Origin of the sequence: Paenibacillus sp. yr247, assembly GCF_900103825.1 — a bacterium.
Lineage (GTDB): Bacteria > Bacillota > Bacilli > Paenibacillales > NBRC-103111 > Paenibacillus_E.
The window spans coordinates 25,267-45,039 of sequence record NZ_FNIF01000020.1 but is presented as its reverse complement, the minus strand read 5'-3'; the positions used below and the strand labels follow the sequence as shown (position 1 = coordinate 45,039).

The 19,773-nt window shown below is 46.1% G+C and carries 19 protein-coding genes, 1 tRNA gene and 1 other RNA gene; 4 read left to right on the top strand and 17 right to left on the bottom strand.

Translation table 11 applies throughout. The features are described from left to right. Positions 1-53: 53 nt before the first annotated feature. Genes BLT91_RS23275 through BLT91_RS23265 form a run of 3 tightly spaced genes read right to left on the bottom strand, consistent with a single transcriptional unit; the run spans position 54 to position 1,353 of the window. Complete coding sequence (locus BLT91_RS23275; protein WP_090825400.1) at positions 54-476, bottom strand: DUF6526 family protein; 423 nt, start codon at positions 474-476, stop codon at positions 54-56. A gap of 20 nt (positions 477-496) precedes the next feature. Beyond that, positions 497-961, bottom strand: a complete 465-nt coding sequence (locus BLT91_RS23270) for an SRPBCC family protein (protein ID WP_090825398.1) — start codon at positions 959-961, stop codon at positions 497-499. Between the two features lie 14 nt (positions 962-975). Beyond that, complete coding sequence (locus BLT91_RS23265) at positions 976-1,353, bottom strand: ArsR/SmtB family transcription factor (RefSeq protein ID WP_254777089.1); 378 nt, start codon at positions 1,351-1,353, stop codon at positions 976-978. Positions 1,354-2,414: 1,061 nt separating this feature from the next. On the opposite strand from BLT91_RS23265, the gene BLT91_RS33635 reads away from it, so the two are divergent. Continuing rightward, the gene (locus BLT91_RS33635; RefSeq protein ID WP_302847537.1) at positions 2,415-2,543 is read left to right on the top strand and encodes a hypothetical protein; all 129 of its coding nucleotides are present in this window, start codon (positions 2,415-2,417) and stop codon (positions 2,541-2,543) included. Between the two features lie 5 nt (positions 2,544-2,548). Further along, positions 2,549-2,905 (top strand): hypothetical protein, encoded by a 357-nt coding sequence (locus tag BLT91_RS23255; RefSeq protein ID WP_175532476.1) that lies wholly within the window; start codon positions 2,549-2,551, stop codon positions 2,903-2,905. A gap of 270 nt (positions 2,906-3,175) precedes the next feature. Here BLT91_RS23255 and ssrA read toward each other — a convergent pair. The 12 genes from ssrA to BLT91_RS23195 all read right to left on the bottom strand — a co-directional run bounded on the left by ssrA (position 3,176) and on the right by BLT91_RS23195 (position 16,268). Next, positions 3,176-3,540, bottom strand: a transfer-messenger RNA (tmRNA) gene (ssrA, locus tag BLT91_RS23250). 167 nt (positions 3,541-3,707) lie between these two features. Further along, complete coding sequence (gene smpB, locus BLT91_RS23245; protein WP_047679001.1) at positions 3,708-4,190, bottom strand: SsrA-binding protein SmpB; 483 nt, start codon at positions 4,188-4,190, stop codon at positions 3,708-3,710. 94 nt (positions 4,191-4,284) lie between these two features. Next, complete coding sequence (gene rnr / locus BLT91_RS23240; protein WP_090825392.1) at positions 4,285-7,146, bottom strand: ribonuclease R; 2,862 nt, start codon at positions 7,144-7,146, stop codon at positions 4,285-4,287. A 36-nt stretch (positions 7,147-7,182) separates the two neighbouring features. Beyond that, positions 7,183-7,989, bottom strand: a complete 807-nt coding sequence (locus BLT91_RS23235; RefSeq protein WP_090825391.1) for an alpha/beta hydrolase — start codon at positions 7,987-7,989, stop codon at positions 7,183-7,185. 75 nt (positions 7,990-8,064) lie between these two features. Further along, on the bottom strand, positions 8,065-8,301 hold the full coding sequence (secG, locus tag BLT91_RS23230; RefSeq protein WP_029196004.1) for a preprotein translocase subunit SecG: 237 nt from the start codon (positions 8,299-8,301) through the stop codon (positions 8,065-8,067). A 112-nt stretch (positions 8,302-8,413) separates the two neighbouring features. Then, complete coding sequence (locus BLT91_RS23225) at positions 8,414-9,124, bottom strand: M50 family metallopeptidase (RefSeq protein WP_090825389.1); 711 nt, start codon at positions 9,122-9,124, stop codon at positions 8,414-8,416. 46 nt (positions 9,125-9,170) lie between these two features. Further along, positions 9,171-10,463, bottom strand: a complete 1,293-nt coding sequence (gene eno / locus BLT91_RS23220) for a phosphopyruvate hydratase (RefSeq protein WP_090825387.1) — start codon at positions 10,461-10,463, stop codon at positions 9,171-9,173. Positions 10,464-10,498: 35 nt separating this feature from the next. After that, positions 10,499-12,037, bottom strand: a complete 1,539-nt coding sequence (gene gpmI, locus BLT91_RS23215) for a 2,3-bisphosphoglycerate-independent phosphoglycerate mutase (protein WP_090825385.1) — start codon at positions 12,035-12,037, stop codon at positions 10,499-10,501. 1 nt (position 12,038) lies between these two features. Next, entirely contained in the window at positions 12,039-12,791 is a 753-nt protein-coding gene (gene tpiA / locus BLT91_RS23210; RefSeq protein ID WP_090825383.1) for a triose-phosphate isomerase, read from the bottom strand. Between the two features lie 68 nt (positions 12,792-12,859). Continuing rightward, positions 12,860-14,041 carry a phosphoglycerate kinase gene (gene pgk / locus BLT91_RS23205; protein ID WP_090825381.1) on the bottom strand — a complete coding sequence of 394 codons (1,182 nt, stop codon included), beginning with the start codon at positions 14,039-14,041 and terminating at the stop codon, positions 12,860-12,862. 123 nt (positions 14,042-14,164) lie between these two features. Continuing rightward, on the bottom strand, positions 14,165-15,169 hold the full coding sequence (gap, locus tag BLT91_RS23200) for a type I glyceraldehyde-3-phosphate dehydrogenase (RefSeq protein ID WP_090825379.1): 1,005 nt from the start codon (positions 15,167-15,169) through the stop codon (positions 14,165-14,167). Between the two features lie 58 nt (positions 15,170-15,227). Further along, positions 15,228-16,268, bottom strand: coding sequence for a sugar-binding transcriptional regulator (locus BLT91_RS23195; RefSeq protein WP_090825377.1), 1,041 nt, complete (start codon positions 16,266-16,268; stop codon positions 15,228-15,230). 235 nt (positions 16,269-16,503) lie between these two features. Here BLT91_RS23195 and BLT91_RS23190 point away from each other — a divergent pair. Continuing rightward, positions 16,504-16,575, top strand: a tRNA-Arg gene (locus tag BLT91_RS23190). 206 nt (positions 16,576-16,781) lie between these two features. After that, positions 16,782-17,363, top strand: coding sequence for an ATP-dependent Clp endopeptidase proteolytic subunit ClpP (clpP, locus tag BLT91_RS23185; RefSeq protein WP_029195996.1), 582 nt, complete (start codon positions 16,782-16,784; stop codon positions 17,361-17,363). 116 nt (positions 17,364-17,479) lie between these two features. Here the strand turns inward: clpP and BLT91_RS23180 are convergent, their stop codons facing one another. After that, a complete protein-coding gene (locus BLT91_RS23180) occupies positions 17,480-19,249 on the bottom strand; it encodes a copper amine oxidase N-terminal domain-containing protein (RefSeq protein WP_254777086.1) in 1,770 nt (589 codons plus the stop codon). Between the two features lie 195 nt (positions 19,250-19,444). After that, positions 19,445-19,714, bottom strand: coding sequence for an HPr family phosphocarrier protein (locus BLT91_RS23175; RefSeq protein WP_028555561.1), 270 nt, complete (start codon positions 19,712-19,714; stop codon positions 19,445-19,447). Positions 19,715-19,773 lie beyond the last annotated feature (59 nt).

The following is a 19,773-nucleotide window of genomic DNA, read 5'->3' as shown; positions in this document are numbered from 1 at the left end:
CGAAATGAAAAAAGCACCCTCTCGGGTGCTTCTTCATTTCGAGCAGTGAGCAACTAAACTCTGTCAATGTCGCCCTTCCAATTTTTAATCGCCTTTTTAATATCATTTGAGCTTAAATTTTGGGATGCTGCCTTCTGGCATAGTTCTGGAAACTCCGCATCGCTAGCAAAACGCAAGGCGGCAATTTGATTAAACGTAAGCCGCGAATTAAGTAATTGTCCTGTCATCACGTAATGTCGAAGATTCTCTTCTGCTTTAATGGCTCTGTCCTGAGCTTTTAATGGGTAAGATCTCATTAAGAAGAAACTTACTGTTATATAGACGAAGATGAGCAAGATTACAATGGAGGAGAGGCTTAGACCTTCTCTAATTAATAGAGCGGCAACTCCTATCAATATAGCTAGCAAGAGTAAAGTTAAAAAATAATGATAAATCGGGTGGAATCTGCGGTGATTTTTATAGTTTTGACTAGTCAATGAAATGACCTCCAAATTTATTATATATGCTGCTCCAAATATTTCTTTAAGCTGCCCTCTAAAGAACTGCTCCAGCCATTTTTATGATTCTCTGCTTCATCCTTAGTGGAGAAATTCTCATGCGTAATGACAAGCTCAGTTCCGGTTCCTTGCTCAACAAATTCAATGGTAACCAACGTATCCTTTTGTTCCTCGCTAGAACCTTCATGCTCCCACTTCCAAGTAAAAACTAGCTTCTCATTAGGGATAATCGCAATATATTTGCCGCCAATAGTATGATTAGCTCCATTGGGAGCTTGCATAATGAAACGGTAACCTCCTCCTTCAACAACATCCATTCGATCAATGGTCGTCGTAAAACCTTCTGGGCCCCACCATTGTTTCAACTGTTCCTGTTTCGTCCATGCTTGAAATACGCTATCTCTGTCGGCTTTGTAGTTATGGTTGAGTTGAAGTGTAAATTTACCTGCTTGAATATTAATCATGTTTATTAACTCCTTTAATCATTGTTCGAATTTTGATCCAAAAAGCGTTCAAGTCTTGATAATTGTGAAGTCCAGAATTGCCGTAAATCCGTTAACCATTGATTCGCACAGTCAATTGATGCTGGATTTAAATAGTAATAGCGATACCTCCCTTCTTTCCGCACAGAAACTAAACCAGCCTTTTCCAAAACCTTTAGATGCTTGGACACCGCAGGTAATGACATTTTAAAAGGCTCGGCTAATTTCATGACCGTCATCTCGCCTTTGGCTAACTGCGTAATCATCTCTCGTCTCGTGGGATCAGAAAGAACTGAAAAAACACCATTTAAAATATCTTCATCGCGACATTTAACCATACGGTTAAATATAAATGTTTTATTATCTTTTGTCAACCTGCTTCATTACATTATGGGATGGTATCCATCCACGTTTTTCAAGAGGTTCTCCTCCAACACCCATACAAATGAAAAAACCACCCGCGGGTGCTTTTCATTTTGTGATAGCTTAATATGCATAGACAAGTTAAATGAATCATATTTATTAAAGAGAATTCCCTGAAAGGATGCGATTCACTCCATATGGAACACCTTTTCCCACTACAAATAGAACGGTTTCTGCAGTTTGGGATAGTCCTTTTTTGGACAATCGCTTACATGATGATTATATATAAAGGGTTTCGGGATCGAACTTGTGGAATGCCACTAGCCGCCCTATGTGCAAATATCACTTGGGAGTTTCTATTTTCCGTCGTCATGCCTTTCAACCCACTCCAACAAATCGTAACTCTACTATTCTTTTTATTAGACTGCATTATCCTGTTCCAATTTCTCTACTATTCAAAAAGACTATATCCAACATGGCCAATAAAAACTATTGTCCTTTCTTTACTTGTCATTGCCCTGCTGCTGCACTATGGAATTGCTACCGAATTTCATGATCATGAGGGCAAGTATTCCGCATTTGGAATCAATGTAATGATGTCCATCCTATTTATAAAAATGCTGCTGAAACAAGATTTACACGGCCAATCCATATACATCGCCTATTCTAAAATGGTTGGTACCCTGTGTGCTTCTATTTGGTGCTATTCCCTATTCCCAAATTCATTATTATTAAATATGATGTACATACTTACATTTATTCTAGACGTCGTTTACATCCTGTTGGTTTATAACAAGTCCATAAAGATCATTCACAGATCCACTATGTATAAGCAATTCTGAAAATGAAGAGGTTCTAGCGGTACATTCTTCAATGCCCTACTCCCTCCGCTTGCACTCCAGTCCGCGCGGACTGAACCCCTGTCGAAAATATCGCCACACAGCCAGCGCTTCGCGGCGGGTGTATCCTTGCTTCAAAATCCTCCCCAATTCGCACTAATTCAGGCTGTTTTACCTTATCCAAATACCCATACACATTGCGCTTCCTAGAATATCTTATAGGAAATCTATGGATGGGAAGGATTGGTGTCAATTTATGGGGTGCAGTTGCCATAAGCAGTGCAGATGTAAAAGACGAAGACGACGCGGTTTTATTTGTTCATGCAGCGATTCGAACATTCGAAGGATTACACAAACCTTAGCTGGGGTGAGCGCTGTATATCGGGCGGATGCCGATTTGGAGTGTCGCGGTGCGTTATGCAGAGGGGCTGACAGCGATATTATTTATGATTGGACGGCTGTACCGCTATCCGGTAATCTTGAGGTAGTCGGGGATACACGAAAAATAGGTAATAACACTCTGGTCGTCAAAGGAACTGGAACATTGGATTTAAGCGTGACAGTTACCTTCCGCTGTAGGCTATTTGGCGGCGGCTTTGAGGATTGCAGAAGAACTGCGACCATGCGATTTACCCAAAATCCAACGGGAGCATTCAGAGCGCGTCGAAATTATGCCGCACCTCTGCTCGCTGGTAAGACCGCGCAGAAGACAATTCAGAAGTAATTAAGGTTCATAAAAGTAGCCCTCTCTTCATTCTTCATTGGGAGGGCTTTTCCTCTATTACCTACTAGTCCAAATAAATACCACCCAAAACGAAATACTATTTAGGCTTTGACTAACGAAGCCTAACCAACAATGACTACCCTAGCTGTATATTTCAATGCCGTGCTCCCTCTGCACGCTCCGGTCAGCGCGGACTGAACCCTCAAGGGGTTCTCCTCCAACATACCCATACAAATGAAAAAAGCACCCTCATCGGGTGCTTTTTTCATTGTATGGAGGTGAGGGGAGTCGAACCCCTGTCCGAAAATATCGCCACACAGGCATCTACGGGTGTAGTCACAGTTTTGATGTCACCCGAGCAGCGCCCCGTAACCGGCTATGCGTTGGGTCAGCCTGATTGTCTTCCTACGTCCGACCCCAGGCGGAGACCAAACGTCGTATCCCACTATAGTTGAGCCCCTATCCCAGTCACATGGGCGATGCTGAGGAGGAGCACGCTAACAGGTTATTAAGCTGCTAAAGCGTAGTTGTTTTGTGTTTTGCCATTTAATAGGCTTTAGCGTTTTATAGTGGACGCGGCCCCACTACCCGCAACCCGTGCCCAAACTATCCCCGTCGAATCCAAGAACACCCCCGGATTGCCTTCATTACCGTCATAGACGGTGAAGGTAAAAGACGTTACATGTTGAGCCCAAAATTGCTTTCAAATCTTTGCTGCTAAATTAGTATAACACATACTCATGAGAAATGAACGACTAGGTTCATGGAAGTCGAGGTGTTGCCTTCCAGTATGGGCTGCCACCTATCTGGCAATCTTCTGCTTCTCACGCAACGCACGTTGAATATCTCGTTGTGCATCCTTTTTCGCTGCCGATTCACGCTTGTCGAACTGTTTCTTCCCTTTACCTATGCCGACCAAAAGCTTGGCGTAACCATTTCGGATATAGACCTTCAATGGAACGAGGGTATAGCCTTCTTGCTTTGCCTGACCTAGCATTTTGGCAATCTGCGCCTTTTTTAAGAGCAGCTTTCGCGTCCGTGTTGGATCTTCCGGATTGCTTCGGTTACCTTGATCAAAAGGGCTAATATGCATGTTGTGTACAAAAGCTTCTCCATTGCGAATAGTCGAAAAGCTATCGCCTATGTTTGCTTTACCTGCCCGTAAGGATTTGATCTCCGTGCCGGTCAGGACAAGACCGCATTCATACGTTTCTTCAATAAAGTAGTCGTGTGAAGCCTTTTTGTTCTGGGCAAGTAATTTGCCATCTGCCTTTTTCGTTGCCACAAGAGATCCTCCTCCCGCACGTTCCTGCAGGTAAAAACTGCTACAATGTGCAATCTATTGTAGCAAGATCGTGGCGGAAAAGCAAGAAGCGGCGTTATCTCCGCCGCTTCTTGCTATCGCCACTTCCGCCGTCGTCACTGCGTCGACGGCCGCCCTTGGCGAGCGCGTTCACGCCGCTCGCCCAATCACTGCCGCCGCTGCGCTCCGTCGGCGAAACGCCCGCTTGGGCTTCGCTCCCAAGCGCAATCCCACCGCGGCCGCGCCTGCTTTCGCCGCGGCCAGCGCCACTCTCTGTCCGCCCCGCGCCGACAGATTCAAGCCTTGAGCTCAAGCTGCCGCCTTCGCTCAGCTTAGGACCGCGCGCCTTCCCGCGTCCAGCCCCGCCTTTGCCGCGGTTTTCGCTCCACGGCGTGCTTCCCGCCTTACCGCGCCGCGGTTTGCCTTGCCCTGCTCCGCCTTCACCGCGTCCTTGCTCTGCTCCTGCAGCCCGTCCTGTACCTTCGCCACGCGCTTGCCCTGCTCCGCCTTCTGTACGTGCAGCACCTGCAATTCTGCGGGCTGCTCCGCCTTCAGATCGCCTCGTGCCTCCAGCCTCGCCACGTTGCCCTGTTCTTTCCGATCTTTCCTTACCTCCGCCTTGCCCATCTGTGCTCCCGCCTTGAGCTCTTGCAAAGCCGCCTTTACCCTTAGAGGCATATCCGCCCTTGCCTTTTTCCGGTTTGCCATTGCCGCCACCACGGAAACCTTTAAACCCAGCAGCACCCTTAAAGGGAGGCTTCCCTCCGCCTCCTCGGCTAATCCCGCCAGCGCTGCTTCGAGGCTTCATATCGACCAATTCAAAATCAATCGTATGCTCATCCATATTCACACGGGCAACACGCACCTTGGTGCTGTCCCCAATCCGATACACCTTGGATGTTCGCTCACCAATCAAGGCATGCTGTCTCTCATGATAATTGTAATAATCGTCCGTCAAATCGCTCAAACGAATCAAGCCTTCAACCGTATTATCGAGCTCCACAAACATGCCGAAACCTGTAACGCTAGAAATGATTCCTTCGAATTCCTCGCCGACTTTATCCAGCATATATTGAGCTTTCTTCAGAGCCTCCGTCTCACGTTCTGCATCTACAGCAACGCGCTCACGCTCTGAGGATTGTTGTGCAATATCACTCATCCGCGAAGCTAGATATTCATGACGGGTATCCGATAAAGTCCCGCTTTCCAGTACCTCACGAATCACTCTATGAATTATTAGATCGGGATAACGTCGAATTGGCGATGTAAAGTGCGAATAAAATTCCGCTGCCAAACCGAAATGCCCCAAGCTCTGCGCATCATAACGAGCCTGCTTCATCGAGCGAAGCATAACTTTACTAACAACGGTCTCCTCAGGAGTTCCCTTGATCTCTTCCAGCAACGTCTGCAAAGCTCGAGGATGTACCGAATTCCCTTTACCTTTAACGGAGTACCCGAAGTTCGTAACAAACTCCATGAAATTCATTAGCTTTTCTGCGTCAGGGTCCTCATGAACACGGTATAAGAAAGGCACCTTCATCCACGAAAAATGCTCAGCAACGGTTTCATTCGCGGCCAGCATGAACTCTTCAATCATCATTTCCGCGACGGAGCGTTCTCTTTTCACAATATCAATCGGTTTGCCGTCCGGATCAACAATAATTTTGGACTCCTCAAAGTCAAAATCAATAGCCCCGCGTTTCATCCTTCTGGATCGCAGCCTAGCTGATAACTCTTCCATGCGTTTGAAATCTTCCATCAAATACGCATAGCGCTCAACGATTTCCGGTTCTGCTTCACCCGTCAACAATTTACGGACATTTGTATACGTCATCCGCTCACTAGTTTTGATAACACTCGTAAAGATCTCATGATTTACTACTTTTAAATTCTCGTCAAACTCCATTTCACAAGACATTGTTAACCGATCCACACGAGGATTAAGCGAGCATATCCCATTCGATAAACGATGCGGCAGCATCGGAATAACACGATCGGTCAAATACACGGAGCATCCGCGGTTATAAGCCTCAATATCCAACGCAGTACCTTCACGCACATAATAACTCACATCGGCAATATGAACGCCCAATCGAATGTTGCCATTTTCCAAGAGTTCCACATTAACCGCATCATCTAAGTCCTTAGCATCTTCACCGTCAATCGTCACAATTCGCTTCGAACGAAGATCGCGACGTCCTTGCCCAATAATCTCTTCCTCACTAATGGAATCAGGTGCGGCATCAGCCTCAGCAAGCACTTCCTCTTGGAATGCCTCAGGCAGCTGAAATTTACGTACAATAGCGAGGATATCAACGCCCGGATCATCCTTATGCCCGAGAATCTCAATAACTTCCCCTTCAGCGGCAGAACGGCCTTCTGGATAGTTAACAATCTTTACAACGACCTTTTGCCCTGTAACAGCTCCATTGAAAGCATGCTGAGGGATGAAAATGTCCCGTGACACACGCTTATCATCAGCGATAACGAATGCATACGTCTCCTGACTCTGAAAAACGCCTACAATCTGCGTATTCGCACGAGTAATGACACGCACAACTTCGCCTTCTAAGCGGCCTCCGCCTTGACTTCTAGCAGTGATCTTCACAAATACAATGTCGCCGTTCATCGCGGTATTCAAATCATGTGCATTAATGTATACGTCCGGATGTTCTCGATCCTCTGGAATTAAGAAAGCGAAGCCCTTCGCATGAGCTTGCAGCTTACCTTTCACTAAATTCATTCGTTCCGGAACGCCATAGCGGTCATTCCCGCCTCTGACGATGTGACCACTTTCTTCTAATTGATTTAACAATTTAATAAAATCCTTAAACTCGCTCGCACTTTCAATCCCAAAATGTTTCTCAAGCTCTTTATAGGACATAGGCTTATACGCCTCTTCTTGCATGAAACTTACTATTTCTTTATCTGTAATCATACTCTCTTCACCTTCTTGTGTTGGTTGAGCTAGCTTTTAATTCGCCGTACCCGCTTCCTTTACTCCATAGTATGCCACTTGTACGGAAAGGATAAACGCAATGATATCGGCATAAATACGCTCTCTCTCTTGATCTAGCAGCAAACCGTGCGATGACTTTGGATAATAACGAAGCTCTTTCACTTTAGAGCGAATACGTTCATACAAAAACGCTGCGCTTCCCTGATGAACGATGCCATCCTTGCTCCCCTGCCCGATCCAAACCGGTGCTTCGACTTGAGGCAGCAAGGTTCTTACTTGTTTTAACAGCTTTCGCAAACTTACGATGCAGCGAATCGGCGTTTTGGTATATGCACATGACTCATCTAATATCGTGGAGAAGGGTTTTTTGGGTTTCTTATCTATGTATTTGATAAAATATTGCAGCAATATGGCCAACGCCGATTTCCTAGACGTCAGAAATATAGGTGTAGCAAGCGAAATCACGCCTGCAACACGACGTTCCACTGCCAGCTTCAAGGCCAGCAGTCCGCCCATTGAATGTCCCATAACAACAACGCTTTTGCATTTAGCAGCAAGCTCGTCGTAACTCTCCAGCACATGCCCATACCAATCGGTCCATCCGGTGCGCATCATGTCTTCGGGTGAAGTGCCATGTCCTGGTAGCCTAACAGCATGTACGGTGTATCCTTCATCTCGCAGCACATACCCTACCCGTCTAAACTCTGAGGGCGATCCCGTAAACCCGTGGATCATTAGTATGCCTGTTTTTTGATTATCCCCACTTCCTGACCAAAAGAAAGGCTCTGTCGACTTGTAAATTCTGCTCTCGATGGTAAACATCTCCTACCCGTAAACCCTTTTAAAATGAAAAAACAGCAGGAGTAGATTTCCCCTGCTGTTATCGTTTTATGTGTGTTAGGCCTTCACTACGTATGCTACGACAATGGAAAGAATGAAAAATGCAGCAGCAAGCCCCATAGTGAAACGGGACAAGAATAATTCCAAACCGCGTGCTTTTTGCTTACCAAATAAGTGTTCCGCACCACCAGAAATGGCACCGGACAAACCTGCGCTTTTACCTTTTTGTAGAAGGACGATAGCAATTAATCCGACCGAAGCTATGATCAACAAAATTTTCATAAAGATTACCATGTTATTAGCACCCCAATTGCCTGTTCTTTGCTTATACAACTAGCATGAGTATTTTAACACAGTTCGTCCAAGAATACAATAAAAGAGGCTCCTTGACTGTTCCTCACACCTGCTAATCACGGTAGGATGGCGTAGGTGATTGTCGACTTGCGCTTCTAGCTCCCTTATTCCGCCCCAGAAAAGCTTGCACTGCCTGCTTTGCACACCACAAGGCAAATAACGTGAATCCAATTGCCCATACGATAGCCGGAACGCCGGTATGCAGCGCCAAATTGGTGGCATCCCCCGCTTGTTGTGCATTTCCCCATGCATAAAGAATTAAGGAGAACGGGCCAAATACAGACTCTTCCAAGCATAAGAAAGCGAGCAGTAAGTAGTAGAAATCACGCAACCATTTTGGCGTAAGTGCCAGTACGACTATCGTTAGCGCAATGAAGCCTACTAAGAACATGACCCCGAATCCATTCCGAACGAACAAGACTAAGGAAAGAATGGACAACAGAATTGTAACCTGTAGACCTAAACGCTGCTTGCCCTTCGAGTAGGCTGAGAATAGGAACCACGCAAATAGCGATGCTGTCATGTAGCCTGCTAAAGCCACCGGAATAATCGCCCATGGTTTCGATATGGCTGAGTACGTCACGCCGCTATGATTAGCATAGAGCTCAATGTACATCACTTTTCCCGATAGCGCCAAGGTGACAACGGCATGCCCAAACTCGTGAACCATCGTGTCCAAGTTGCGAAAAAAAGAAGAGGGGATCCAGTGCGTTAGCAATGCGGAACCTATTAGAAATAAAATAGTTTTCACCCAGTTGCTCATACAGCAGCCCCCCTTGTTTGTTCTATTTAATTAACTACGCAGCAGCTTACTTGAAGTTTCTCAAGTTATAAAATGCTTTTTTACCAGCGTATTGGGCTACATTGAATAACTCATCTTCGATACGAAGAAGTTGGTTGTATTTCGCAACGCGATCCGTACGGGAAGGAGCACCTGTTTTGATTTGACCAGCGTTTGTAGCAACAGCGATGTCAGCAATTGTGCTGTCTTCGCTCTCACCGGAACGGTGGGAAATTACTGCAGTGTAACCAGCGCGTTTTGCCATTTCGATCGCATCAAAAGTCTCAGTAAGTGTACCAATTTGGTTAACTTTAACCAAGATGGAGTTACCGATGTTTTGCTCGATGCCTGTGGATAAACGCTCCGTGTTTGTAACGAACAGATCGTCACCAACAAGTTGAACTTTGCTGCCCAATTTCTCAGTAAGCAATTTCCAACCTTCCCAATCGTCTTCGGAACAACCGTCTTCCACCGTGATGATTGGGTATTTTTCAACCCATGCAGCAAGGAAGTTAACCCACTCAGCAGATGTGAAGGATTTGCCTTCGCCTTCAAGGTGGTATTTACCATCTTTGAAGAATTCTGTGGAAGCAACGTCCATACCCAAGAATACGTCAACACCTGGTTTGTAGCCAGCTTTTACAATCGCTGTAAGGATCGTTGTGATCGCTTCTTCGTTGGATGTGAAGTTAGGAGCGAATCCGCCTTCGTCGCCAACAGCTGTGTTAAGGCCTTTATCTTTAAGTACCGATTTCAAGCTATGGAAAATCTCAGCGCCAATGCGTAGAGCTTCTTTGAACGTAGGCGCGCCTACTGGCAGAACCATGAACTCTTGAACGTCAACGTTATTATCGGCATGTGCCCCGCCGTTGATGATATTCATCATAGGAACCGGAAGCGTCTTAGCGTTGAATCCGCCAAGGTATACGTAAAGTGGAACATCCAAAGCATCTGCAGCTGCGCGAGCTACAGCCATGGAAATAGCTAGGATTGCGTTTGCGCCTAATTTTGCTTTGTTAGGTGTACCATCAAGCTCGATCATCTTGTTATCGATACCTACTTGATCAAGGGCATCTAAACCAATGATTTCAGGAGCGATGATTTCGTTCACGTTGTCGACAGCTTTCAGAACGCCTTTTCCGAGGTAACGTCCTTTGTCTCCGTCACGAAGCTCAACAGCCTCGTATGCGCCTGTGGAAGCGCCTGAAGGGACGATTGCACGGCCGAAACCGCCGGACTCTAGATATACTTCAACCTCTACAGTTGGGTTACCGCGGGAATCCAATACTTCGCGTGCATAAACATCAGAAATAATAGTCATTGTTAGAAACACTCCTTTTATATAATGGTTGGTTGTTATCGCTTTATGATGGTTGTCCCGGTCATTTGTTCCGGTTGCTTAACCTCTAAGAAGTCGAGCATTGTTGGTGCAATATCTGCCAAAATGCCACCGTCTCTAAGTGTAACAGATTTATCCGTCACAATAAAAGGCACGGGATTCGTTGTATGTGCTGTATTGCGTGAGCCATCTGGATTCGTGACCACATCGGCGTTACCATGATCAGCTGTGATGCAGATAACACCGCCTTTGGCGAGGATAGCTTCTACAACTTTGCCTAGGCACTCGTCTGTCGCTTCAATCGCCTTCACCGTTGGCTCCAGCAAACCGGAGTGACCTACCATGTCAGGATTAGCAAAGTTGAGGATGATAACGTCATGACGCTCCGCTTCGATCTCCTTGACCACAGCATCAGCCAGCTCGTAAGCGCTCATTTCAGGCTTCAGATCGTAAGTAGCGACCTTAGGTGATGGAATAAGAAGGCGGGTTTCACCCGGCAATTCCGCATCCCGACCACCGCTGAAGAAGAAAGTCACGTGCGGGTATTTCTCAGTTTCCGCTGCACGAAGCTGCTTCAGATTATTCTGAGCCAGCACCTCGCCGAGCGTATTATCAAGATCCTTCGGTTTGTAAGCAACGAAGCCGTCTACCGATTCACTGAATAAAGTCAGACAGACGTAGTACAGGTTCTTAGCTGCTTTAGGGCCACGGTCAAAGCCGCGGAAATCTTTGTTCGTGAATACTTGCGAAAGCTGAATCGCACGGTCAGGACGGAAGTTGAAGAAGATAACGGCGTCCCCAGATTCTACAAGTCCTACCGGCTTGCCATCATCACCAACGATAACTGTTGGCATAACGAACTCGTCAAATATGGACTTTTCATAAGATTCAACAATAGCCTTCATTGGATCTGTGTAGGTTGGGCCCTCGCCATAAACCATGGCGCGGTAGGATTTCTCTGTCCGCTCCCAACGTTTATCGCGATCCATCGCATAATAGCGACCTTGAACAGTCGCAATTTTGCCTACGCCGACTTCCATGATTTTATGCTGCAAGCTAGCCATGTAACTCTTCGCAGAATCCGGAGCCACGTCGCGGCCGTCGAGGAAGGCGTGGATGTACACCTCATTGAATTGTTCTTTTTTAGCCAAATCCAGTAAAGCGAACAAATGCAGAATGTGACTATGTACGCCGCCGTCTGAAAGCAGTCCATAGAGGTGCAGCTTTTTTCCATTTTCTTTTGCATGTCGAACAGCGCCTAGAATGGTTTCATTGTCGTAAAATTCACCATCACGAATGGATTTGGAAATCCGCGTCAAATCCTGATAAACAATACGGCCTGCGCCGATATTCAGGTGTCCTACTTCAGAATTCCCCATCTGGCCTTCAGGCAAACCTACAGCCTCGCCGCAAGCGATTAAGGTTGTATGTGGATAACTCGACCAATATCGGTCGTAATTTGGTTTTTTTGCATGAGCAACCGCATTCCCCTGCTCTTCTGAGCGGAGTCCGAAGCCATCGAGAATGATGAGTGCTACCGGTTTCGGTCTGGACATGTTATTTCGCCCCCTGGACAAGCTGGATGTAGGAGGCAGGCTCTAAGCTCGCTCCGCCAACAAGTGCGCCATCAATGTCGGGCTGTGCCATGTACTCAGCAATATTGTTTGGCTTCACGCTGCCGCCGTACTGAATGCGAACTGCATCTGCTACGGAAGCGCCGTACAGACCGCTCACAAGCTGACGGATATAGCCGATTACGTCTTGTGCATCTTCAGCTGTTGACGATTTACCTGTGCCAATGGCCCAGATCGGCTCATAAGCGATAACCACTTGCGCTGCTTGCTCTGCGCTAAGACCTGCAAAAGCCGCTTCCGTTTGCACTTTACAAACGTCTTTGGTTTGACCCGCTTCGCGTTCTTCCAGCTTCTCGCCAACGCAAAGGATCGGAGTTAAGCCGTGTTTGAAAGCTGCAACCACTTTCTTGTTCACAATTTCATCTGTTTCAGCGAAGTAAGCTCTACGCTCGGAGTGACCGATGATCACATATTCCACGCCAATATCTTTCAGCATAACGCCGCTGATTTCGCCTGTGAACGCGCCATTGTCTTCAAAATGCAGGTTTTGTGCACCTACATGAAGGGAAGTGCCTTTCGCAGCTTCAACTAAAGCCGGCAGGTTTGTGAACGGCGAACAAATTACGCTCTCAACGCCTTCTATTGCGCTGCCTTTCACTTCGTTCACGAAGCTGACTGCTTCGGAAACGGTTTTGAACATTTTCCAGTTACCCGCGATAATTGGTTTTCTACTCATTGGATAGGCTCTCCTTAAAGTTATTCGCCAGAATAACTGGCATCGTAAGCATTTACCTTTGAAAATAATTATTTATCATTCAAGGCTACTACGCCTGGCAATGCTTTACCTTCCATGAATTCCAAGGAGGCTCCGCCGCCAGTAGAAATATGGTCCATTTGATCAGCCAAGTGGAATTTCTCGGCTGCTGCAGCGGAATCGCCACCACCAATTACAGTGTAACCGGAAGTTGCTGCACAAGCCTGGGCTACTGCGAGCGTTCCATGAGAGAAAGGCTCGATTTCGAATACGCCCATCGGTCCATTCCAAACAACCAGTTTTGATTTTGCGATAGCGTCTGCGTAGATTTCACGCGTTTTTGGTCCGATGTCAATGCCTTCCCATTCAGCTGGAATACCGTCTACACCTACGATTTGGGTATTCGCATCAGCACCAAATTTATCAGCTACCACGATATCCACAGGAAGCAGGAAGTTAACGCCTTTTGCTTTTGCTTTTTCAATAAAGCTGAGCGCTAAATCAAGTTTATCGTTGTCCACGAGAGATTTTCCGATTTCGTAACCTTGTGCTTTAAGGAATGTATAGGACAGACCGCCGCCAATAATAACGTTGTCTGCTATATTAAGGAGGTTGTTAATCACGTCAATTTTGTCTTTTACTTTCGCGCCGCCGACGATGGCCGTGAAAGGACGCTCTGGGTTGTTCAGCGCTTTGCCGAGAACATCAAGCTCTTTCTCCATCAATAAACCGGAAACAGCAGGAAGATAGTGCGCAATGCCTTCTGTAGAAGCATGAGCGCGATGAGCAGCGCCGAATGCATCATTTACGAACAGGTCTGCGAGTTCAGCAAAAGCTTGGGCAAGAGCCGGATCATTTTTCTCTTCGCCTTCATAGAAACGAACGTTTTCAAGCAGGAGAACGTCACCATTTTCGAGGGCAGACACTTGTGCTTTAACGATTTCGCCAATCGCTTCATTCGTTTTAATAACGGATTGACCAAGCAATTCAGCCAACTTTGCAGCTACAGGCGTCAAACGCAGTTCTTCCACGACTTGACCTTTCGGACGTCCGAAGTGACTCGCAAGAATGATTTTCGCTCCTTTTTCGATTAAGAATTTAATCGTAGGCAGTGTTTCTCTGATTCGTGTATCATCAGTGATTTGACCATTCTCCACAGGTACGTTGAAATCAACGCGAACAAACACTCTTTTACCAGTTACTTCAACATCGCGAACACTTTTCTTACTCATAGGTCAAAGCCTCCTGAACGTATATGGTGTACTTCCGGTCAACCTTTTATAAGGAATATCGCACATAAAGAGGAGAATCGCTTCTCCCCTTCATTTGGTTATTCATGTGTGAATGCTATGAAATTACAGACCTTTTTTAGCGATGAAATCTACCAAGTCAACAACACGGTTGGAGTAGCCCCACTCGTTATCGTACCAGGAAATCACTTTCAGCATGTTGTCGCCAACTACCATTGTGGAAAGAGCATCGATTGTGGAGGAAGCTGGGTCACCATTGAAGTCGCTGGATACAAGCGCATCTTCTGTGTAGTTCAGAATACCTTTAAGTGGGCCTTCGGAAGCTTGTTTCAGAGCTGCGTTTACTTCGTCTACTGTTACGTTAACTTTCAATTCAACTACCAAGTCAGTAACGGAAACGTTAGGTGTAGGAACACGCATAGCCATACCGTTCAATTTGCCTTTAAGTTCAGGAAGAACAAGACCAATTGCTTTTGCTGCACCAGTGCTGGAAGGAATGATGTTCTCAGCTGCTGCGCGAGCACGACGAAGATCTTTATGAGGAACGTCAAGCAAGGATTGGTCATTTGTGTAAGAGTGAACAGTTGTCATCATACCTTTTACGATACCGAAGCTATCGTTGATAACTTTCGCGAAAGGAGCCAGACAGTTGGTAGTACAAGAAGCATTGGAGATAATTGTGTGAGCTGCTGGATCGTATTTATCTTCGTTCACACCAAGTACGATTGTGATATCTTCGTCGGAAGCTGGAGCGGAAATGATAACTTTCTTAGCTCCGCCTTTTAAGTGAAGGGATGCTTTGTCTTTCGCTGTGAAAATACCAGTGGATTCAATAACAATTTCAGCGCCTACAGAAGCCCAAGGCAGGTTCCCAGGGTCACGCTCAGCAAAAACTTTGATGGAACGACCGTTAACGATCAATTCGCCTTCAGCAGCTTCAACTGTAGCGTCTAGTTTACCGTGAGTTGTGTCATATTTGAGCAAATGAGCCAATGTTTTAACGTCAGTCAAGTCGTTGACTGCAACGATTTGTACTTCTGTGTTGTTCAAAGCTGCGCGAAATACGTTACGACCAATACGTCCGAAACCGTTAATACCTACTTTTACCATAGCGAATTCCTCCTAAGATTAAAAAATAATTATATTTCAAAACGCAGCTGATAAGGGCTTACGTTATGATGTCTTCTTTAACATGTTTCATAATTTCCAAGGCTGCTGCTTCATCGGTTACAAGTACATCTTCCTGTCCATGACGAAGCACGGAAGCGATCGCTTCCCCTTTACTCTTGCCGCCGGCCACACCAATAACAACTTCCGTACGTTGGAGATCCTCTAGACGGAGTCCAACGGTAGGCATTTTGTGAACTACATTTCCTTGGCGGTCAAAATAGTACCCTAAAGCCTCTGCAAGAGCGCCTTCGGTTTGTAAGCTGCGTGTCGTATCAGCATCTACCTTACGTCTGCGTGCCATGACCATAGCATCTCCGATACCGTGTACAACGATGCGACAACTGCGAACAGCGTCAACAACTTCCTGAATCTGTGGATCTTGGATAAGTGATTGATACGCTTCCTCACCGAGATGATCCGGTACATGCAGCAGTCTGTATTTACCGCCTGTCTTCTTGGCCATAATGGAAGCAATGGTGTTCGCCTGCATATCCACACTTTCGCCAAGTCCACCGCGAGCAGGTACGAACCAGCTGCCTTTCATGGAAGAGGATATCGCCAAGTTATTGGCAATCTGCGCCATCGTAGAACCGCCTGTTACAGCGATAACATCGTCCTTGGACACATATTTGCGCAGTGCTGCTGCACCTGCACGCCCTAACTCCTTCTTCGTAAATACCGAAGTGTCGGAGTCGCCTGGAACAACAATCACTTGCGAGAGGCCATACGCTTTTGCAATGCTTTCCTCCAAATCCGTCAATCCAAAAGCGATCTTAATGATGGGCAGCATATCTTCCAGCAGTTGACGACCAGACTCCGTAATCTTCATCCCAGTGGCATCCGATTCGAGAAGTCCTAGCTCTTTAAGGAAGTCAACTTCACCGCGGAGCACCCGCTCTGTCATATCGAGCGAAGAGGCTAACGTTCTGCGTCCGACAACACCGGAGATTAAAATATGATGTAGTATCGAGTACCGCTTCTTCATGATATCCATGAGATCCGGCAAGAGCTTTTTCTGAATCTCGAAAATTTCTCTCATATGACGACTTATGACGCTCCTGATCCAGTTGATGGACGTTTTATGTCCCGGGTATGCATTTTACGTCCCACCCGGGCGAAAAAAAAGTTCCTTACACGCTTATTATAACCAATTGCTATTTAATATTCAACATTTGTTCAAACAATTTTCACTAATAGGCGTTGTAAGGGCTTACCATCTTGCTTTTTATGGGCCGCTGACATATAATAACCCTTGCTTCACTTTTTAACATTATGCGCCCGTGGTCCAATGGATATGACGTAGGCCTCCGAAGCCTGAGATAAAGGTTCGATTCCTTTCGGGCGCGTATACGAAACACTCAGAATCAGTTTCCAAACTGATTTTTTTTGTTGTTAGTTTGACCTTTCTTGACCTTCAGAGGTTTTTTCGTTATCATATTTGTAGATACTGTTAACAGTATGTACCAGGGAGATCAATTTCATAATTCAATGATGACATTGACTCCACGTATCAATCTTTTAAACCAAGTACCCATTGAAGGAGGTCATTTTCATGAGCTTTATCCCTATGGTCGTCGAACAGGACGCGCGCGGTGAAAGAGGATATGACATCTACTCTCGCTTGCTGAAGGACCGCATTATTTTCTTAGGCACGGGCGTCAACGATGTTGTGGCGAATTCCATCATTGCTCAGTTACTTTTCTTGGCCGCACAAGATCCTGATAAAGATATCTCGCTTTACATCAACAGCCCAGGCGGTTCCATTACAGCCGGCATGGCCATCTTTGACACGATGCAGTTCATTAAGCCAGACGTGTCCACGATCTGCGTTGGTATGGCTGCTTCCATGGGGGCATTTCTCCTCACGGCAGGCGCCAAAGGCAAACGGTACGCTCTTCCGAACAGTGAAGTGATGATTCACCAACCGCTCGGCGGCGCTGAAGGCCAAGCCTCAGACATCGAAATTCGCGCTAAGCGTATTTTGAAAATGAGAGACAACCTGAACAAAATTCTAGCAGAGCGCACGGGACAAACTTTCGAGCGCATCGAAAAAGATACAGACCGCGACAATTTCATGAGCGCTGCAGAAGCAGCCGAGTACGGACTCATTGATAAAGTGATCGAGCGCGTCTAATCCGCAAACAAAAAAAACCAGCCTGCAACGACTGCTCCTTACGAGCGGTCACAGGCTGGTTTTTTTGTTTCGAGTTTTTTGCTGCAATCCAGGAAAACAACTCTGCACGGTCTTCCTTACTTCTTCTCATCCAATGGGTAGAAAATGAGATCAATCGGGAATGCCGAGCCAGCCGGAGGCGTGAACTCGATGTCAAGCGCGTCTTCCGTACCTGTCGTACGAGCTAACACTTCCATTCCGTCAAATGCCGTAATGACACCAGAGTAAGGAACTGGGATGATCTCGCCGTTAATTTTGAACGGTCCTTTGAACACGCCGCCTTTGGCCATTATCATAACAGCCATCTTGCGCGGCTTATCCGCATGGATTTTATAAACCACGCCATAATTACCGCCATTCTCCACATTCTCCTTACGCATCACGTCATAGCCTTTAACGAATGGATCTGTTTTATTATCTCCGATCGTTAACACAGACGTTTTCGTGAAGCTTGATGCGTCCACGTCCCATTTAATCTCCGAGACCGGGAATGTCCCTCGCACGTGACCAGTGAAAGCCAATAGCGGCAGCTCCTGCGCGGTAGTCGGCGTCAATTTTTGATCCGTCACACCGAATGAGATTTGCAGCTCACCGTCTGTTTCCACATCATAGAACAAGTTCACACCTTGCCCTGGATAGAAATCTGGAAGCTTAGCGTACACATAGGTTTCATGAGGAGGCACTGTCAGTTCGTCCGTATACACATTTTCCAGAAGGAAATCTACAGATGCCTCGCTGCCAATCAAATTCGCATAAACGGAAGGGTAAACCTCGCCTTTATTCGTTGTCTTGATCTTAATCGGCTTATTCGTGTTGTTCGTTGCGAATATCGCCATGGTCATTTTCTGTTTCGTGCCATTAATATGATCGGCATACAGTCGCGCCTTACCGTTGATGTTATCCCGGTACAGGATTCCGCTCTCCGTAAACTCTTCGGGACTATCACTCACTAGCAGCGTTCTCCCTGGAACCTCAGTTACTTTCTTAGGCAAAGGAGCCATCTCATTGAAATGAGACCAAATCGTGCCCCAGTCTGACTTGATAAAACCGCCTACCGGTTTCATATAAATCGGGTATTCGACTTCAGTCAAGTAGGGCTCGTTAACCACCGTTACAAAACTTTTGAACAATTTACTCACATGTCCATGACCGTCTTTCACCGTCAAAGTAACCGGATATTTACCTGGTTTGAAAAAGGCTTCCTGATTGCCTACCCAATCATACGACGCAATACCTTCCGCATCGGGATCGTAACTCAAATCCAAATACTTCACAGGCTCTCCAAGTCGGTATGTAGGCTTCGCAGTTGTAAACTTGGCTACTGGTCTGGAATTGCTATCCTGGTCAATGTAGATGCCCTCAGGCGCCTTAAAGTGCACGATTTCCACACGACGCAACTCATTGTTATACTTATACTTCGCACCCATATAATCGGCTAACCAAGTAAGCTTCACTAGAAGCTTACCATTTACGATAGTGGCAACTGAGTTAAAGGGTGTATCCACACCATTCGTCGTCACCGTCTTATGATCGGCATCTAGAACGATGTTGTAACCCGGAGGGGTCATCTGAATGGTCCGTGAAGCATCATTCCATTCCACTAGAAAGCCCAATGTGTCACCGAGGAATTTAGCAGGTACGTACGTACTGCCATTAATAATGGTGGATGGTGCATCCAAATGAATCTGCTGTTCATTAACAAATGCTTCTGCCTTATCGATATAAAGTAAAATAAAGGACGAGCTTGTCGAGACCGCTTGAGCCGCAGGTGCCGTTATTGCGCTAGCAAGAAACACGAGCAATGCCAGCAGGACGGTAATCTCTTTTTTTAACACATTCAATTTCATTCCCTCTAGCTCCTTTGACAGACGTAAGGAACGGCAAATAGCCCTTTCCTTCATTGACCACGTTCATTAGACGTCGACAAGAGAAAAAGGTTGCTAATTCCCCTAAATGTTAACAGAATTGACACTTATTAATCTTAGCGCGTTAGCATTCTGCTACTTGCAAAAAAGCCTCCTCGAAAGGAAGCTTTTGAAGGATTATTGGTTTTCCAATTCTTCCTTGCTGACTAGCGTTACTAAAGCGTTTACAGCCTGCTCTGCGTCCGAACCTTCTGCACTGATGAAGACTTCGGTCCCTGTGCTGATCGCAAGACTCATAATTCCCATGATGCTTTTAGCATTCACTTTCTTTTCATCTTTCTCAACAAAGATCTCGGATGAAAATTTATTCGCCTCTTGAACAAACAATGCCGCAGGTCTGGCATGAAGTCCTGTTCTCAACTTCACAACGACTGGACGTCTGGACATGGAACTAATTCCCCCTAGTGTGGAGCTTATATGAATTACTATTAATAACAGTACTATAC

What these genes read in the sequence shown, in the direction of transcription:
- BLT91_RS23270 (WP_090825398.1), bottom strand. Translation starts at nt 961, where the DNA reads ATGATTAATATTCAAGCAGGTAAATTTACACTTCAACTCAACCATAAC.
- BLT91_RS33635 (WP_302847537.1), top strand. Translation starts at nt 2,415, where the DNA reads ATGGGAAGGATTGGTGTCAATTTATGGGGTGCAGTTGCCATAAGCAGT.
- rnr (WP_090825392.1), bottom strand. Translation starts at nt 7,146, where the DNA reads ATGATTACAGATAAAGAAATAGTAAGTTTCATGCAAGAAGAGGCGTAT.
- BLT91_RS23235 (WP_090825391.1), bottom strand. Translation starts at nt 7,989, where the DNA reads ATGTTTACCATCGAGAGCAGAATTTACAAGTCGACAGAGCCTTTCTTT.
- secG (WP_029196004.1), bottom strand. Translation starts at nt 8,301, where the DNA reads ATGGTAATCTTTATGAAAATTTTGTTGATCATAGCTTCGGTCGGATTA.
- BLT91_RS23225 (WP_090825389.1), bottom strand. Translation starts at nt 9,124, where the DNA reads ATGAGCAACTGGGTGAAAACTATTTTATTTCTAATAGGTTCCGCATTG.
- eno (WP_090825387.1), bottom strand. Translation starts at nt 10,463, where the DNA reads ATGACTATTATTTCTGATGTTTATGCACGCGAAGTATTGGATTCCCGC.
- gpmI (WP_090825385.1), bottom strand. Translation starts at nt 12,037, where the DNA reads ATGTCCAGACCGAAACCGGTAGCACTCATCATTCTCGATGGCTTCGGA.
- tpiA (WP_090825383.1), bottom strand. Translation starts at nt 12,791, where the DNA reads ATGAGTAGAAAACCAATTATCGCGGGTAACTGGAAAATGTTCAAAACC.
- pgk (WP_090825381.1), bottom strand. Translation starts at nt 14,041, where the DNA reads ATGAGTAAGAAAAGTGTTCGCGATGTTGAAGTAACTGGTAAAAGAGTG.
- gap (WP_090825379.1), bottom strand. Translation starts at nt 15,169, where the DNA reads ATGGTAAAAGTAGGTATTAACGGTTTCGGACGTATTGGTCGTAACGTA.
- BLT91_RS23195 (WP_090825377.1), bottom strand. Translation starts at nt 16,268, where the DNA reads ATGAGAGAAATTTTCGAGATTCAGAAAAAGCTCTTGCCGGATCTCATG.
- clpP (WP_029195996.1), top strand. Translation starts at nt 16,782, where the DNA reads ATGAGCTTTATCCCTATGGTCGTCGAACAGGACGCGCGCGGTGAAAGA.
- BLT91_RS23180 (WP_254777086.1), bottom strand. Translation starts at nt 19,249, where the DNA reads ATGAAATTGAATGTGTTAAAAAAAGAGATTACCGTCCTGCTGGCATTG.
- BLT91_RS23175 (WP_028555561.1), bottom strand. Translation starts at nt 19,714, where the DNA reads ATGTCCAGACGTCCAGTCGTTGTGAAGTTGAGAACAGGACTTCATGCC.